The organism is Micromonospora sp. DT47, from assembly GCF_049844475.1.
In the GTDB taxonomy this organism is placed as follows: Bacteria; Actinomycetota; Actinomycetes; order Mycobacteriales; family Micromonosporaceae; genus Micromonospora.
This window is the reverse complement of sequence record NZ_JBNCLC010000087.1, coordinates 1-255: the sequence shown is the minus strand read 5'-3', so window position 1 is coordinate 255 and position 255 is coordinate 1. Positions and strand designations below refer to the sequence as shown.

1 pseudogene is annotated in these 255 nt (G+C 71.8%); it reads left to right on the top strand.

The features are described 5' to 3' along the window. Positions 1-255, top strand: a pseudogene (locus ACLQ2U_RS32265) (RNA-guided endonuclease TnpB family protein); the annotation flags it as partial.

The window sequence follows — 255 nt, the reverse complement described above, 5'->3', positions numbered from 1 at the left end:
TGGGTGAGGTGTCGGCGGTCGTCCTCCAGCAGGCCCTCGCGGACCTGAACATCGCCTACCGGAACTTCTTTGCCTCGGTCAGCGGCAAGCGCGAGGGCCGCAAGGTGGCTCCGCCCCGGTTCCGGTGCCGCAGGGACAACCGGCAGGCCATCCGGTTCACCGCGAACGCCCGGTTCAGGGTGCTCGACAACGGCCGGCTCAGGTTGCCGAAGGTCGGGGACGTGGCGGTGCGCTGGTCCCGGCGCCTGCCGGCGG